Raw genomic sequence first — 15,703 nt, 5'->3', positions numbered from 1 at the left:
AAGCACAACACGAGAAAGGAAGGAGGAGAGTCGATCTGTAAGCCGGGTTCTGTCGAGGACAGTCATTCCTCTACGACGTACATCACTGCACGTCTTTAGCAACCTACCCGGTTCCAGCGCGGGCCACGCCGATGGAACCCTATTTGGTCTTGCTCCGAGTGGGGTTTACCTAGCCACGGACTGTTGCCAGCCGTGCGGTGCGCTCTTACCGCACCTTTTCACCCTTACCGGCGCCGAAGCGCTTAGGCGGTTATTTTCTGTGGCACTTTCCGTAGACTCACGCCCCCCAGGCGTTACCTGGCACTCCGCCCTATGGAGCCCGGACTTTCCTCCCCCTTCTTGCGAAGGCAGCGACTGTCCGATCGACTCTCCGCCGGCAAGGGTACCGGGCGTGATGGCAAGCTGCAAGCTAGACCGATGGCGAACGCGCTAGGCCTTACGCTCCAAGGCAACTTGGTAAAGCAGATTCTTGCGCACTCCGGTGATCTCCGCCGCCAGCGCCGCGGCCCGCTTGAGCGGCATTTCCGCCATCAGCAGATCGAGCACCCGCAAGGCTTCGGCGCTGACAGCTTCCTCGCCCTCCGGCGCCTGCCAGCCTGACACCAGCACCACGCATTCGCCGCGCTGCTGATTGCTGTCTGCAGCCACCCACTCGCTCAGCTCGGCCAGCGGCAGCCCCTGCAGGGTCTCGAAGGTCTTGGTCAGCTCGCGCGCCAGCAGTGCAGGGCGATCACCGCCAAACACATCACGCATATCCTGCAGACATTCGAGAATACGGTGCGGCGCCTCATAGAAGATCAGCGTACGTGGCTCTTCCCGCACTTGCTCCAGACGCGCACGGCGCCCCGCAGCCTTGGCTGGCAGAAAGCCCTCGAAGATAAAGCGATCCGACGGCAGACCAGCCGCCGACAGCGCCGCGATCAAGGCACAGGCACCGGGCACCGGCACCACCGCGACGCCTGCGGCACGCGCCTGGCGCACCAGGTGATAACCCGGATCGGAGATCAACGGTGTGCCCGCGTCGGAAATCAGCGCCACATCCTCGCCAGCCTGCAGCCGCGCCAGAAAGCGGCCACCCTGATCGCGTTCGTTGTGTTCATGACAGGCAGCCAGAGGCGTCTCGATGCCGAAATGCTGCAGCAGGCGCGCCGAGTGCCGGGTATCCTCCGCCGCGATCAGCGCCACCTCACGCAGAATCCGCAAGGCCCGCGCGCTGATGTCATCCAGATTGCCAATGGGCGTGGCGACCACATACAGGCTGCCTGACTGGACGCTTGCGACGGCGGGCTGACTCACTGGAAACACCTCGTTAATTGAAAGAGCGCTCATTCTAGCCGGTTCCGCCCCAGTGGCATCGCACGGATGTCGCCCCTTGGGTACAATCGCCGCTCGTTTTGCTCAAGTATCAGGATGACCCGATGATCGCTAGCCTGCGCCCTCTGTCTGCTCTTTTTCTGGCCGGCCTGCTCGCCGCCTGCGCCAGCTCGCCCTCCAACAATCTGGGCCAACTGCCGCGCACGCCACAAGCCAGCATCGAGCAGATGCTTCAGCAAGCCGCCGAGAGCAAACCGGAACAGGCTGCCCTGCTACGCCTGTCGGCAGCCGACCAGAGCTACCAGCAGAATGACGTGGCACGCGCCACCCGCATTCTCGAGCAGGTCGACATCGCCAGCCTGCAACCCGCTCAACAGATCTTCGCCAGCACCCTCAAGGCCGAGCTGGCGATGGCCCGCAAGCAACCCAAGAGCGCGCTGAAAGCCCTGCAACACTCCAGCGTCGAACGCCTCGCAGAGCTGCCGGTCGAGCAGCAGATCCGCACCCAGCTGGTCCGTGCCCGCGCCCTCGAAGCCGACGGTCAGACCCTGGCCGCCGCCCGCGAACGCGTATTCATCGCCCCCCTGCTGAGCGGCCAGGCCGCCCACGACAACCACGAGAATATCTGGGCTCTGGTCTCCACCCTGCCGGCGCAAACCTCCGCCGGGGCCGACAGTGACCTGGCTGGCTGGCTGGAGCTGGCCCAAGTGACCAAAAGCAGCGCCACACTGGAGCAGCAGCAAGCAGCCATCGACCAGTGGGTCGCACAGAACCCGCAGCACCCGGCTGCCGAACAACTGCCCGAGGCCCTCGGCAAACTGCGCGAACTGGCCAGCCAGCCACTGACCCGCATCGCCCTGCTGCTGCCACAGGAAGGCCAACTGGCCAGCGTTGCCCGCGCCCTGCGTGACGGCTTCCTCGCCGCGCATTACGAAGCCCAGCAAGCTGGACAGAATCCGCCAGACATCAAACTGTACGACAGCTCCCGCATCGGCTCGCTGGACGCTTTCTACCAGCAGGCACAAGCCGACGGCGTGCAACTGGTAGTCGGCCCGTTGGAAAAACCGCTGGTCAAGCAGCTCAGCGACCGCGAGCAACTGCCAATCACCACCCTTGCCCTGAACTACAGCGATGCAGGCCAGGAAGGTCCGGCACAACTGTTCCAGTTTGGCCTGGCCGCCGAGGACGAAGCCCGCGAAGTGGCTCGCCGCGCCTGGAACGACGGCATGCGCCGCGCCGTGGCCCTGGTGCCGCGCGGCGACTGGGGCGACCGAGTGCTGGATGCCTTCCGCCAGAGCTGGCAGGCGCAGGGCGGCACACTGATCGCCGCCGAGCACGTCGATCAACCGGTCGAGCTGGCCCGCCAGATCGCCGATCTGTTCCAGCTGCGTGAGAGCGAAGCCCGCGCCCGCCGTCTGCAAAACACCCTGGGCACCAGCCTGGATGCACAGCCGGCGCGCCGCCAGGACATCGATTTCATCTTCCTCGCCGCCACCCCGCAACAGGCTCAGCAGATCAAACCGACCCTGGCCTTCCAGTACGCCGGCGACGTGCCGGTCTACGCCACCTCGCACCTGTTCACCGGTGCTCATAGCCAGGCCCAGTATCAGGACCTGGAAGGCATCCGCTTCTGCGAAACCCCCTGGCTGCTCGATACCCACGCACCGCTGCGCCAGGAGGTCAGCAACCAGTGGCCGCAGGCCGGCGGCAGCCTCGGCCGCCTCTATGCCATGGGTGTCGACGCCTACCGCCTGGCACCACGCCTGGGCCAACTCAAGGCACTGCCGGAGTCGCGTATCGACGGCCTGTCCGGCAGCCTCAGCCTGAACGCCACCCAGCGCATCGAGCGCCAGCTGCCCTGGGCCGAGTTCCGTGGCGGCCAAGTGCAACGCCTCCCCGACAGCATCAATTGAGCGCACACAACGATCTGGGACGAGCCGCCGAACAGGCGGCTCGCCAGCATCTGGAACGTAACGGCCTGCAACTGATCGAACAGAACTGGAGCTGTCGGCGTGGCGAGCTCGATCTGGTCATGCTCGACGGCGATACAGTAGTATTCGTCGAGGTCCGCGCCCGTCGCCACAGCGCCTGGGGCGGCGCCCTGGAGAGCATCGATGCGCGCAAGCGTGGCAAGCTGGTCATCGCCGCCGAACTCTTCCTTCAGCAACACTCACGCTGGGCCCGCTACCCCTGCCGCTTCGATGTGGTCGCCATCAGCACTGGCGGCGCCACTCGCCTCGACTGGATCAAAAACGCCTTCGATGCCTGACGGCCGTACATTCAAGGTTTAACCGATGGACATGCAATCCCGAATCCGCCAGCTGTTCCAAGCCAGCATCGACACCAAGCAACAGGCCATGGACGTCCTGGCACCCTATATCGAGCACGCCAGTCTGGTGATGGTCCAGGCCCTGCTCAACGAGGGCAAGATTCTCACCTGCGGCAACGGCGGCTCTGCCGGTGATGCCCAACATTTCTCCTCCGAGCTGCTCAACCGCTTCGAGCGTGAACGTCCGAGCCTGCCGGCCATCGCTCTGACCACCGACAGCTCGACCATTACCTCGATCGCCAACGACTACAGCTACAACGAGATATTCTCCAAGCAGATCCGCGCACTCGGCCAACCCGGCGATGTGCTGTTGGCGATATCCACCAGCGGCAACTCAGCGAATGTCATCCAGGCCATTCAAGCTGCACATGATCGCGAGATGACCGTGGTCGCCCTCACCGGCCGCGACGGCGGCGGCATGGCCTCGCTATTGCTACCGGAAGACGTCGAAATCCGTGTTCCAGCCAAAGTCACCGCACGCATTCAGGAAGTCCATCTGCTGACTATCCATTGCCTGTGCGACCTGATCGATAGTCAATTGTTTGGGAGTGAAGAATGAAGCGTTCTGCCCTGATTCTGGCCGCCCTGGCCGTTACCCTGACCCTGGCGGGCTGCGGCAGCCGCAGCATCGGCAACAAGATCGATGACCAGTTCCTCGGTCCAGAAGTCGCATCGCGCATCAGCAATGCGCACGCCGACCTGTCCACCCCGACCTCGCGCATCATAGTCACCAGCTATAACGGCGTGATACTGCTTGCCGGGCAAACCCCGCGTAGCGAACTCAAGGATCGCGCCGCTCAGACCGCCCGCGGTGTACAGGGCGTGAAGAAGGTCTACAACGAACTGCAGGTGCAGCAACCCGCCTCCCTGCTGGCACGCAGCAACGATTCGCTGCTGACCACCAAGATCAAGACGCAGATGCTGGCCGACAGCAGCGTACCGAGCGCACGGGTCAAGGTCGTCACCGAGAACGGCATCGTCTACATGCTCGGCCTGGTCACCCGCGAAGAAGCCAACGCCGCTACCCGCGTGGTACAGAGCGTGTCAGGTGTGCAGCGGGTCGTGCGCCTGTTCGAATACACCAACTGATCCAAACGCAGAAACGACAAGGGCGCCCATGGGCGCCCTTTTCATTGTTTACTTGACCACTTTCAAACTCGGCCGGCCGCTGGGACGCGGCGGCTCGTCATCAGACGGCCCATCATCGTCCGGCCCCGATTCCTCAGGGCTGCCCGCCATCGACGGCTCCATGTCGAAAACCATGCCCTGGCCATTCTCCCGCGCATAGATCGCCAGAATCGCCGCCGCCGGGATGTAAAGGCTGTGCGCAACGCCGCCGAAGCGCCCTTCGAAACTCACCGCCTGATTGTCCATGTGCAGGTGACGCACCGCACTGGGCGACGCATTGAGCACGATCTGGCCGTCGCTGGCGAAGCCCGGCGGCACCTGCACCCCCGGATACTCGGCATTGACCAGAAGATGTGGCGTGCAATCGTTGTCGACGATCCACTCATAGAGGGCGCGAACCAGATAGGGACGACTGGAATTCATGGTTTCCTCCTTCTTAGCGCATCGCGCGCTCGGCAGCGGAAAGACTGGCCTGAAAGGCCTCACGAGCGAACTGACGCTCCATATAGTCGAGCAGCGGCTTGGCCGGACGCGGCAGTTCGATACCCAGAACAGGCAGACGCCAGAGAATGGGTAACAGACAGCAATCCACCAGACTCAGCTCTTCACTGAGAAAGAATGCCTTGTCTGCGAATAGCGGCGATACACCGGTCAAGCTTTCGCGCAGCTCCTTGCGCGCCAACTGACGCTCGGCCTCCTTGCTGCGCTTGTCGAGAATACGGTCGACCAGCACACACCAGTCACGCTGGATACGATGCATCAGCAGACGACTGTTGGCGCGAGCAACCGGATAGACCGGCAGCAGTGGTGGATGCGGGTAGCGCTCGTCCAGATACTCCATCACCACGGACGATTCGTACAGCGCCAGGTCACGATCAACCAGCGTAGGCACGCTGCCGTAGGGATTGACCTCGGCAAGCTTGGGCGGACAACGGCCCTGCTCGACATCGATGATCTCGACGCTGACACCTTTCTCGGCGAGCACCAGACGCACGCGATGGGAATAGTGGTCGGCGGGGTCGGAGTAGCAGGTCAACCTATTGGTCACCGCCATGGCGATCCTCCTCGCTTTTTTTGATTTTGTAGAAACACGAAAATTGCCAAGGGCAATTCTTGAAGTTGCAAGTGACACACCGCAAGGTGGCCACCCGGAATGACAGGGCACAAAAACCTGCGCGCCCATAAGGGCGCGCAGGTATATGCAGAGAACCGCAACGGTTTAATGCACGTCCTTCCAGTACTCACGCTTGAGCAAGTAGGCGAACACGAAGAAGAACGCCAGGTACAACAGTACGTAGGTACCGATGCGCTGGGACTTCAGCTTGACCGGGTTGGCCGAATAAGCCAGGAAGGTCACCAGGTTCTTCACCTTCTCGTCGAACTCGGCCTCGCTCAGCGCGCCGGTGTTCGCCTCGACGGTCAACTGATCACAGGCCTCGTGCGTGATCGGTGCACCGGTCAGCGGGTCGAACTGCTTCTTGCCGTCGGTGACGACCTGAACCTGCTTGCAGCCGATGACCTGGTTACCTTGCAGGCCAACCAATACGTTGGGCATACCGACGTTCGGGAACACCTTGTTGTTAGCGCCCAGCGGACGGCTCGGGTCTGCGTAGAAGGTGCGCAGGTAGGTGTACAGCCAGTCGTTACCACGCACACGAGCAACCAGGGTCAGGTCGGGCGGAGCAGCACCGAACCAGGCTTTGGCGTCGTCCGGCTTCATGCCGATCTTCATGTGGTCGCCGATCTTGGCGTCGTTGAACACCAGGTTGTCCAGCATGATTTCGTGCGGGATGCCGAGGTCATCGGCAACACGCTCGTAACGCTGGTACTGGGCCGAGTGGCAGCCCATGCAGTAGTTGGCGAAGGTACGCGCGCCGTCCTGCATGGCAGCCTTGTCGGCCAGATCGATGTCGACCTTGTCCAGCGGGTAGTTGCTGGCAGCGCCCATGGCCAGAGCCGGCAGCGCAGCGAAAACAAATGCAGCGAAGAGCTTTTTCATCAGCCAGTCACCCTTTCCGGAACCGGTTTGGTCTTCTCCATCCTGGTGTAGAACGGCATCAGGATGAAGTACGCGAAGTACAGGAAGGTGCACACCTGCGACAGCAGAGTACGACCCGGGGTCGGAGCCAGCACACCCAGTACGCCGAGGATGACGAAGGAAATGCAGAACACCACCAGCCAGATTTTGCTCAGCCACCCCTTGTAGCGCATGGATTTGACCGGGCTACGGTCGAGCCAGGGCAGCACGAACAGCACCGCGATGGCAGCGCCCATGGCAATAACGCCGAGCAGCTTGTCCGGTACCGCACGCAGGATCGCGTAGAACGGGGTGAAGTACCAAACCGGGGCGATGTGATCAGGTGTCTTGAACGGGTTGGCCGCTTCGAAGTTCGGCTTCTCGAGGAAGTAACCGCCCATTTCCGGGAAGAAGAACACCACGAAGCAGAACACGAACAGGAACACCACTACGCCGACGATATCTTTCACGGTGTAGTAAGGGTGGAAGGCGATGCCGTCGAGCGGTACACCGTTCTCGTCCTTGAATTTCTTGATGTCGACACCGTCCGGGTTGTTCGAACCTACTTCGTGCAACGCCAGGATGTGCAGCACGACCAGGCCGAGCAGGACGATCGGCAGCGCGATCACGTGCAGGGCGAAGAAGCGGTTCAGGGTGATGCCGGAAATCAGGTAGTCACCACGGATCCACTGAGTCAGGTCATCGCCAATCACCGGAATGGCACCGAACAGCGAGATGATCACCTGGGCGCCCCAGTAGGACATCTGGCCCCACGGCAGCAGGTAGCCCATGAAGGCTTCGGCCATCAGCACCAGATAGATCAGCATGCCGAAGATCCACACCAGCTCACGTGGCTTCTGGTAGGAACCATAGAGCAGGCCACGGAACATGTGCAGGTAGACCACCACGAAGAACGCCGAAGCGCCGGTGGAGTGCAGGTAGCGCAGGATCCAGCCGTACTCGACGTCACGCATGATGTATTCGACGGAGGCGAAAGCACCCTCAGCCGAAGGCTCGAAGCTCATGGTCAGCCAGATACCGGTAACGATCTGGTTGACCAGCACCAGCAGTGCCAGCGAGCCAAAGAAGTAGAAGAAGTTGAAGTTCTTCGGTGCGTAGTACTTGGAGAGATGATCTTCCCACATCTTGGTGGCGGGGAAGCGCGCATCCACCCATTCCATGAATTTGCTCATCAGGCCTTCTCCTGGTCCACACCGACGACGATGATGTCATCCGTCTCGTAGCTGTATGGCGGCACCGGCAGGTTCAACGGCGCCGGCTGCGCCTTGTACACTCGACCGGCGAGGTCGTAACGGGAACCATGGCAGGGGCAGAAATAACCGCCAACCCAATCCGGCCCCATATCGGCCGGAGCCACTTCCGGACGGAAGGACGGCGAGCAACCCAGATGGGTGCACAGACCAACCAGGACCAGCAGTTCGGGCTTGATCGAACGGGTCTTCTTGTCCACGTACTCCGGCTGCACGGAGGCAGCGGATTCGGGGTCAGCCACGCTACCTTCGATCTTGGTCAGGTTGGCCAGGATCTCCTCAGTGCGGCGCACGATGAATACCGGCTGACCGCGCCACTCAGCAACCATCTGCTGACCCGCCTCGATCTTGCTGACGTTCACCTTCACCGGTGCACCGGCCGCCTTGGCCCTTGCACTGGGGAACCATGACCCCACGAACGGAGTCGCAGCACCTACCGCCCCTGCAGCACCCACCACGGAGGTGGCTGCAACCAGGAAGCGACGCCGGCCTGCATTCACGCCGTCATTGCTCATTCAGTCGTCTCCCATCAGCTTTGTGGCCTGTTGTTCAGGCCTCTACTAAGTAAAAATCGGGCCGCGCAAAAAATTCGCCAAATGGTAAAGAAAAGCCCCTTTTCTGACAAGGTAATTACCCCCGAAGAGGGCGGCGAAAGCCTTGGAGGATGCGGCTTACGCGTATGCGGCACGTTGTCGCAGCATTTTGCCATGCCCATAAAAAACGCCCAGCTCCGTAAGGAAACTGGGCGCTTTTGGAAGCGTAGTCGCGATTAACGCTTCGAGTACTGCGGACGCTTACGCGCTTTACGCAGACCGACTTTCTTACGCTCGACTTCACGGGCGTCGCGAGTAACGTAACCGGCTTTACGCAGCGGGCTGCGCAGGGTTTCGTCGTACTCGATCAGAGCGCGAGTGATGCCGTGACGGATGGCACCAGCTTGACCACTGACACCACCACCAGCAACGGTGACGAAGATGTCGAACTTCTCGACGGTCTCGGTCAGCTCCAGCGGCTGACGCACGACCATGCGAGCGGTTTCGCGACCGAAGAAGGTGTCCAGGGTGCGATTGTTGATCGAGATGTTACCAGTACCCGGACGCAGGAAAACGCGCGCGGTTGCGGTCTTGCGACGGCCAGTGCCGTAATTTTGAGTCGCCGACATAATGAACTATTCCGTTAAATCTTCAGTTCTTGGGGCTGCTGAGCGGTGTGCGGGTGAACAGCACCCTTGTACACCTTCAGCTTACGATACATGTCGCGACCCAGCGGGTTCTTCGGCAGCATGCCTTTGACCGCAGTCTCGATCACGCGCTCAGGAGCACGAGCGATCAGCTTCTCGAAGTTGATCTCTTTGATGCCGCCCGGGAAGCCGGAGTGGGAGTAGTACATCTTGTCGCTGGTTTTGGCACCAGTCACACGCACCTGCTCGGCATTGATTACGACGATGTAGTCGCCGGTATCAACGTGAGGAGTGTACTCAGGCTTGTGCTTGCCACGCAGACGGCTCGCGATTTCGGTGGCCAGACGACCCAGGGTCTTGCCAGCAGCATCAACGACGAACCAATCGCGTTTTACTGTTTCCGGTTTAGCAGTAAAAGTTTTCATTCTTTATAGCCTCAGGGGCCGCCCAGCAAAAATAGACGGCGGATCTTACTGGATAGTGCGTACTTTGACAAGTCAAAGGCAGCCGCATACGGACGCTATCGGGGGCTCGGGTCAGCGCGTCCACAATACGGCAAGATTCTTCGGCAGGCGGCGCATCACTTCCACCGCAGAAAGAGGTGCCGGATTATCCTGATTGCGAAAAAAATTTCAACCTGCTTGTATGACTCTTTTGCCGAAGGAGCACCTCATGGAATACCGCAAGCTAGGCCGAACCGATCTCGATGTCAGCGCACTGTGCCTGGGCACCATGACCTGGGGCGAGCAGAACAGCGAGAGCGAAGGCCATGCCCAGATCGAGCGGGCCAAGGCCAGCGGCATCAACTTCATCGACACCGCCGAGATGTATCCGGTACCGCCGCGCGCCGAAACCTACAGCAAGACCGAGCAGATCATCGGCAGCTATTTCAAACAGCGTGGCGACCGCGCAGACTGGATTCTGGCCAGCAAGATCGCCGGCCCCGGCAATGGCATCAACCATATCCGCGACGGCCAGCTGAAATTCAACCGCCAGCACATCGTCACCGCCCTGGATGCCAGCCTCAAACGCCTGCAGACCGACTGGATCGACCTCTATCAGTTGCACTGGCCGGAGCGCCCGACCAACTTCTTCGGCCAGCTCGACTACAAGCACAAGGACGTTGAATTCACGCCACTGGAAGAAACCCTGGAAGTGCTCGACGAGCAGGTCAAAGCCGGCAAGATTCGCCATATCGGCCTGTCCAACGAAACCTCGTGGGGCACCATGAAGTTCCTGCAGCTGGCCGAAAGCCGTGGCTGGCCGCGTGCCGTGTCGATCCAGAACCCCTACAACCTGCTCAACCGCGCCTTCGAAGTGGGTCTGGCGGAAGTGGCGATTCGCGAACAATGCGGCCTGCTGGCCTACTCGCCACTGGCCTTTGGCATGCTCAGCGGCAAGTACGAAGGAGGCGCCCGTCCGGCTGGCGCACGCATCAGCCTGTTCAGCCGCTTCGCCCGCTATACCAACCCACAGTCGGAGGCAGCCTGCTCGCGCTACGTCGCCCTGGCCCGCGAGCACGGCCTGGACCCAGCGCAAATGGCCCTGGCCTTCGTCACCGCGCAGCCGTTCGTGACCAGCAACATCATCGGCGCCACCAGCCTGGAGCAACTGGACAGCAACCTGGCCAGCGCCGAGCTGAAGCTCTCCGATGAAGTGATCGCCGGTATCGAGGCAATTCACAAGGCGCAGCCCAACCCGGCGCCCTGATCCAGCGCGCAATAAAAAGCCCGGCACAATGCCGGGCTTTTTATTGCCATCAACCACCCTCAGACCAGGGAGCGAGCGATGATCTCCTTCATGATCTCGTTGGTCCCGGCGTAGATGCGCTGCACCCGTGCATCGGCCCAGGCCCGCGCCACCGGATACTCCCACATGTAGCCGTAGCCACCGTGTAGTTGCACGCACTCGTCGAGCACCTTGCATTGCAGGTCGGTACCCCAGTACTTGAGCATCGCGGCGGTGGGCACATCGAGCTTGCCGTTCAGGTGCAGCTCCAGACAGCGGTCGACGAATACCCGGCCGACCTGAATTTCCGTCGCCATCTCGGCCAGCTTGAAGCGGGTGTTCTGGAAGTCCGACACCGCCTTGCCGAAGGCCTTGCGCTCGCGGGTGTAATCGAGCGTCCACTGCAGCGCCGCCTCCGCCGAAGCCAAGGCGCCGATGCCCACGGTCAAGCGCTCCTGCGGCAATTCCTGCATCAGATAAGCGAAGCCCATGCCTGGCTGACCCAGGAGGTTTTCCTTGGGTACGCGCACATCCTGGAAGAACAGCTCGGAGGTGTCCTGCGCCTTCATGCCCACCTTCTCCAGGCGCTTGCCCTTGGAGAACCCGGGCGTGTTGGCCTCGACCAGGAACAGACTGGTGCCCTTGGCGCCTGCCTTTGGGTCGGTCTTGGCCACGACGATCACCAGATCGGCCAGCCAGCCGTTGGTGATGAAGGTCTTCGAGCCGTTGATCACGTACTCGTCGCCGTCGAGCACAGCAGTGGTCTTCACGCCCTGCAAGTCGGAACCGGCGCCCGGCTCGGTCATGGCGATGGCAGTAACCATCTCGCCGCTGACCAGCTTGGGCAGGTAATGCTGCTTCTGCGCCTCACTGCCGTAATGCAGGATGTAGGGCGCGACGATATCCGAGTGCAGGGAGAAGCCAATGCCGGTCAGCCCCAGGCGCCCTATCTCCTCGATCACCACGGTGCTGTAGAGGAAATCGGCCGCCATGCCGCCGTACTCTTCGGGAATATGCGAGCAGAGCATGCCGGCCTCACCCGCCTTGTTCCACAGCGCGCGATCGACATGACCGTCTTTCTCCCACTGATGATGATAGGGAACGGCCTCCTGCTCGAGAAACTTGCGCACACTGTCGCGAAACAATTCATGGTCGGAGCTGAATATCGTTCTGGGGATCATGGCGCTACCTGTATCCAAGGCAAAGAGAAAAACAAGGTCTCGACTTTAGCCAAGCAACCGCTTGGTCACACTGGACACAAACGCCAAAAAATAAGACGATCCAGCCGTCGCATGACCACTTAGCCTTGAACAAGAACAAATACCCATGGTTATCCCGCAGCCACGTACGACCTTGCGTCGTGTCAGCATTCTCGCCACCGATGGCGTCTTCGCTTCCACCCTGATGCAGGCCAAGGACTTCTTCCACATGGCCGGCATCCGTTATGCCAAGCAACAGGGGCTTGGCTTTGCGCCACCGTTCGAGATCCACCTGGTCAGCCCGGACGGCCTGCCGGTGAACAGCTTCAGCAATGTCCGCCTGCCGGTGGACGGCGGCCTCGACAGCTGCGACGTGATTATCCTGCCCGCCTTCTGGGACGACTTCGACGCCCTGTGCAAGCGCTACCCGCAGGTACTGGACTGGCTCAAGCGCCAGCACGCCGATGGCACGGCGATTTGCGGCGAGGCCAGCGGCGTATTCTGGATGGCCGAAGCCGGCCTGCTCGATGGCAAGGAGGCGACTACCTACTGGCGCTTCTTCCGCGAATTCGCCGAACGCTTTCCCAAGGTGCTGCTCAATCAGGAAAAACACCTGTCCGACGCCGACAACCTGTACTGCGCCGGCGGCGTCACCTCGGCCTGCGACCTCTACATTTACCTGATCGAGCGTTACTGCGGTGCCGGCGTGGCCCAGGGCGTGGCACGTGACATCCTCTACGAGGTGCAGCGCAGCTATACCCCCGGGCGCATCGGCTTCGGCGGGCAGAAGCTGCACCAGGACGTCACAGTACTGCAGATCCAGCACTGGCTGGAAGAACACTACGCCGACAAGTTCCGCTTCGAGGACGTGGCGCGCGAACACGGCATGAGCATTCGCAACTTCATGCGCCGCTTTCAGGGCGCCACTGGCGACAAACCTCTGCACTACCTGCAGCGCCTGCGTATCGAAACAGCCAAGAGCCTGCTCTCCTCCACACGCAAGAGCATCAAGACCATCAGCTACGAAGTGGGCTACGACGATGCGAGCTTCTTCGCCCGCCTGTTCCGTCAGCACACCGAATTGTCACCCAACCAGTACCGCCGCCAGTTCCAGCAGAAAGACAACCACGCCTGACGGCCGCCCTGCCCAGTCAGGCCGCAAGGCCTCAAGTAGCGGGTAAAGCGCCAGCCCACCCTTGGTTAGGTTGGCGCCCTGCCGCAGCGCCCTATGATCGACGGTGAACATAAAAACAACAGGTTCACCGCCATGCGCCGTTTATTGATTGCCCTGCTTGCCATCTGCAGCCTCAGCGCTGTGGCGGCCGATAACTGGAAACCCTTTCCCCTCGACCAGAGCGCCTATGACTACAGCGGCGACAAGCTGCGCCAGGCCTGGCCGCAGCTGACACGCGGCTTCGGTGACTATCCCTTCCCTGACGCCGACTGGGTGGTGAACATGGCCGGCCAACATCCACAAGCCCTGGAGAAAACCGTGGCGGCCGGCACCGGCTTTAGCGGCAAGCCCGAGGAAGCCGAAGCCTATGCGCAGAAACTGCAGGAAGTCTGGCGCCTGATGTTCCGCGGTGACTTCGCCCAGGCCAAGGAACAGGGCATGGCACTAGGCGTCGGTGGCCAGATACCGGCGATGTTCGCCCAGGTGATCTACGCCATGTTCCTGGTGCCCGATCAAACCGAGAAACATCGCCTGCTCGAAGAGGTGATTGCCTATACCGACGACGCAGGCGAACTGATACTGATACAGACCGATATCGTCGCGCAGTTCGGCCGCGTCTACGCCAAGGCACGCCTGGGTGAGGAGCTGTCGGTACCGGTCGCGCTCAAGCGCGGCTACACCTCGCAGATTCCGCAAGAACTGGATGCCCTGCTGGCCAAACAGCCGCAGCAGCCGTTCGCCCTGGCGCTATATGGTGGCTATGAAGCCGGTGTGATCCGCAAGGTCGGCAAACTGGTGGGCAAGATGACCTACGGCGTCAGTGCGGACAACATGGAGAAGTACTTCCAACGCAGCTTCCAGGCCCGCGATGACTTGCCCATCGGCCATTACGAATATGCCAATGCGCTGACCTACGTGTACGGCGATGACGAAGAAGACAAGGTCATCGAACATCTCAAGCGCGCCGTGGCGATAAAACCGATCAGTGCCATGGAGGCGCTGGAAGTGGCGCATGCGCAGAAGATCCTCGCCCAGCACCAGCGGAAGCTGGCGAAGAACTGACAGGCCAATCGGAGGGTGCGCGTGGTGTCCAGCCACGGGGACATAGTAAACACCTGTTACCTCAAGTCATCTTACGCAGCGCTTTGCGGATGAAAACTACATCGTAGATGCCATCTTCGGCGATGGGGAGGATGACGCCCCTTTCCCATATAAACCTCCGCTGACGAAGATGTTGAGCCCTTTGAAATACACCTGTCCAGTCCGGCGTACTTTCACCAAGTGGTCTTCCGGTATTAGCAGTTGTTCCGCGTAGCTACGTGGCCTGGCTGATAGCGCTCTGGGGACGGCCGCTGGTTCGGGACTCGTACGGACGGTAGTGGCTGGACTCTTCTCGCCACCGGCTCCCCCCCGCTGACAGCGCTGCAAGTCGCTGAACGCACGATGCAGCACGTCACGTTTGAATGTCTGATGGAAGCGCTCTAGGTTTGCCTGAGTCTGCGGGCGATAAGGCCGGCTATGTCTCATCTGGACGCCAAGCCGCATCAGCCAACCCCCTAGCGTCGATAGCCAGCCTCGAGCCTCAGGGGGCCCATTGTCGGCGGTTATCCGCAGCGACAAGCCTTAAAGGCGAAACACCTCAATCAGATGCTACTTAACCAACTCCAACCGCCCCCCTCACAAGCCTGTAGGCAGAGCGAAAAGTGCGAGTGATCGTCCAGCAGGGTCACGGGATGGCAACGAGACGAGCGGCGATCATGGAGGGGGAGCCCCTTGAAGTCGATCTGTCATAGGTCGTTCGGGGTCAGGGGCTCGAAGCGGTGGCTAGCCGGCGGCTGCTCCTGTTCGCCGTGATAGAGGACACGGCAATCGTGGCGCTTGAGGATCACCTTGATCGAGCTGTGATGGGGCGGATCAATATCCGCTGTCCGCAACAGGCTTCGCAGCCAGCGAGCGCCTCAATGGGGATAGTGGTGGTGCAATTTGCGAGCTGGACTGCTCAAGGGGCGCCGGGATTGATCTTGCAGACCCGCATAGCCTTGCTCGCGGTACCGATCTAGCCATTTGTAGCCAGTTCTGAGACTGACGCCATACCGCCGACAGAACTTCCGCACATCATTTTCGGGCGGCACCGCCAACAGTACAAATCACGCCTTATCGACTAGTACGTGCTCCGGCCACAGCATCACTCGGCCCAGATTCGATGAGTTCCGTAAGCCTAAATGCGTTACCTATGCCTCCTAACAACCGTTATCTATTCTCCCGGCTGAACACACAGGACTCCCTACGCGATGGCCTGAGAGTGTTTTCCACACTGCAAAGAAGAAACCCCAGACAGCTTTCGCGATCTGGGGTTTCGTATA

The 15,703-nt window shown here is 61.0% G+C and carries 16 protein-coding genes, 1 other RNA gene and 1 pseudogene; 7 read left to right on the top strand and 11 right to left on the bottom strand.

All coding sequences use genetic code 11. The annotated features are described in order from the left end of the window. Nucleotides 1-22: 22 nt before the first annotated feature. Both rnpB and rsmI read right to left on the bottom strand, forming a co-directional pair. Nucleotides 23-370: RNase P RNA component class A (gene rnpB, locus EGJ86_RS17710), an RNA gene on the bottom strand. Between the two features lie 59 nt (nucleotides 371-429). Next, entirely contained in the window at nucleotides 430-1,329 is a 900-nt protein-coding gene (rsmI, locus tag EGJ86_RS17705) for a 16S rRNA (cytidine(1402)-2'-O)-methyltransferase (RefSeq protein ID WP_125836005.1), read from the bottom strand. An 89-nt stretch (nucleotides 1,330-1,418) separates the two neighbouring features. Between rsmI and EGJ86_RS17700 the strand changes: the two genes are divergently transcribed. Genes EGJ86_RS17700 through EGJ86_RS17685 form a run of 4 tightly spaced genes read left to right on the top strand, consistent with a single transcriptional unit; the run spans nucleotide 1,419 to nucleotide 4,732 of the window. Then, nucleotides 1,419-3,227, top strand: a complete 1,809-nt coding sequence (locus tag EGJ86_RS17700; protein WP_106732771.1) for a penicillin-binding protein activator — start codon at nucleotides 1,419-1,421, stop codon at nucleotides 3,225-3,227. Further along, a complete protein-coding gene (locus EGJ86_RS17695) occupies nucleotides 3,224-3,583 on the top strand; it encodes a YraN family protein (RefSeq protein WP_099522456.1) in 360 nt (119 codons plus the stop codon). The genes EGJ86_RS17700 and EGJ86_RS17695 overlap by 4 nt, the downstream gene beginning before the upstream one ends. Nucleotides 3,584-3,608: 25 nt before the next feature. Next, nucleotides 3,609-4,202 carry a phosphoheptose isomerase gene (locus EGJ86_RS17690; RefSeq protein ID WP_099522457.1) on the top strand — a complete coding sequence of 198 codons (594 nt, stop codon included), beginning with the start codon at nucleotides 3,609-3,611 and terminating at the stop codon, nucleotides 4,200-4,202. After that, nucleotides 4,199-4,732, top strand: coding sequence for a BON domain-containing protein (locus tag EGJ86_RS17685; protein WP_106732769.1), 534 nt, complete (start codon nucleotides 4,199-4,201; stop codon nucleotides 4,730-4,732). The genes EGJ86_RS17690 and EGJ86_RS17685 overlap by 4 nt, the downstream gene beginning before the upstream one ends. Nucleotides 4,733-4,780: 48 nt before the next feature. On the opposite strand, the gene EGJ86_RS17680 is transcribed toward EGJ86_RS17685, so the two are convergent. The 7 genes from EGJ86_RS17680 to rplM form a co-directional block, all read right to left on the bottom strand. Further along, nucleotides 4,781-5,194, bottom strand: coding sequence for a ClpXP protease specificity-enhancing factor (locus EGJ86_RS17680; RefSeq protein WP_106732768.1), 414 nt, complete (start codon nucleotides 5,192-5,194; stop codon nucleotides 4,781-4,783). Nucleotides 5,195-5,207: 13 nt separating this feature from the next. Continuing rightward, nucleotides 5,208-5,825, bottom strand: coding sequence for a glutathione S-transferase N-terminal domain-containing protein (locus EGJ86_RS17675; protein ID WP_125836004.1), 618 nt, complete (start codon nucleotides 5,823-5,825; stop codon nucleotides 5,208-5,210). Between the two features lie 165 nt (nucleotides 5,826-5,990). Beyond that, the gene (locus EGJ86_RS17670; RefSeq protein ID WP_106732766.1) at nucleotides 5,991-6,770 is read right to left on the bottom strand and encodes a cytochrome c1; all 780 of its coding nucleotides are present in this window, start codon (nucleotides 6,768-6,770) and stop codon (nucleotides 5,991-5,993) included. After that, nucleotides 6,770-7,981 carry a cytochrome bc complex cytochrome b subunit gene (locus EGJ86_RS17665; RefSeq protein ID WP_099522462.1) on the bottom strand — a complete coding sequence of 404 codons (1,212 nt, stop codon included), beginning with the start codon at nucleotides 7,979-7,981 and terminating at the stop codon, nucleotides 6,770-6,772. The genes EGJ86_RS17670 and EGJ86_RS17665 overlap by 1 nt, the downstream gene beginning before the upstream one ends. Further along, complete coding sequence (gene petA, locus EGJ86_RS17660) at nucleotides 7,981-8,574, bottom strand: ubiquinol-cytochrome c reductase iron-sulfur subunit (RefSeq protein ID WP_099522463.1); 594 nt, start codon at nucleotides 8,572-8,574, stop codon at nucleotides 7,981-7,983. The genes EGJ86_RS17665 and petA overlap by 1 nt, the downstream gene beginning before the upstream one ends. Before the next feature lie 254 nt (nucleotides 8,575-8,828). After that, nucleotides 8,829-9,221: a 30S ribosomal protein S9 gene (gene rpsI / locus EGJ86_RS17655; protein WP_003459292.1), complete on the bottom strand. Its 393-nt coding sequence runs from the start codon at nucleotides 9,219-9,221 to the stop codon at nucleotides 8,829-8,831. Between the two features lie 14 nt (nucleotides 9,222-9,235). Next, nucleotides 9,236-9,664 carry a 50S ribosomal protein L13 gene (gene rplM, locus EGJ86_RS17650; RefSeq protein WP_037004174.1) on the bottom strand — a complete coding sequence of 143 codons (429 nt, stop codon included), beginning with the start codon at nucleotides 9,662-9,664 and terminating at the stop codon, nucleotides 9,236-9,238. A gap of 247 nt (nucleotides 9,665-9,911) precedes the next feature. Here rplM and EGJ86_RS17645 point away from each other — a divergent pair, with 247 nt between their 5' ends. Then, a complete protein-coding gene (locus EGJ86_RS17645) occupies nucleotides 9,912-10,949 on the top strand; it encodes an NADP(H)-dependent aldo-keto reductase (RefSeq protein ID WP_125836003.1) in 1,038 nt (345 codons plus the stop codon). Between the two features lie 59 nt (nucleotides 10,950-11,008). Here EGJ86_RS17645 and EGJ86_RS17640 read toward each other — a convergent pair whose 3' ends face one another. Beyond that, nucleotides 11,009-12,148: an acyl-CoA dehydrogenase family protein gene (locus EGJ86_RS17640; RefSeq protein WP_125836002.1), complete on the bottom strand. Its 1,140-nt coding sequence runs from the start codon at nucleotides 12,146-12,148 to the stop codon at nucleotides 11,009-11,011. A 247-nt stretch (nucleotides 12,149-12,395) separates the two neighbouring features. Between EGJ86_RS17640 and EGJ86_RS17635 the strand changes: the two genes are divergently transcribed. Further along, a complete protein-coding gene (locus EGJ86_RS17635; protein ID WP_177432881.1) occupies nucleotides 12,396-13,301 on the top strand; it encodes a GlxA family transcriptional regulator in 906 nt (301 codons plus the stop codon). A gap of 132 nt (nucleotides 13,302-13,433) precedes the next feature. Continuing rightward, a complete protein-coding gene (locus EGJ86_RS17630; protein WP_125836000.1) occupies nucleotides 13,434-14,402 on the top strand; it encodes a hypothetical protein in 969 nt (322 codons plus the stop codon). 929 nt (nucleotides 14,403-15,331) lie between these two features. Here the strand turns inward: EGJ86_RS17630 and EGJ86_RS17620 are convergent. Continuing rightward, nucleotides 15,332-15,481: pseudogene (locus tag EGJ86_RS17620) on the bottom strand (leucine zipper domain-containing protein); the annotation flags it as partial. Nucleotides 15,482-15,703: the final 222 nt, after the last annotated feature.

Origin of the sequence: Pseudomonas sp. o96-267 (assembly GCF_003935465.1) — a bacterium.
Classification (GTDB): Bacteria; Pseudomonadota; Gammaproteobacteria; order Pseudomonadales; family Pseudomonadaceae; genus Aquipseudomonas; species Aquipseudomonas sediminis.
Note: the sequence above shows the minus strand (reverse complement) of the source record. Positions and strands in the feature narration are given on the sequence as shown.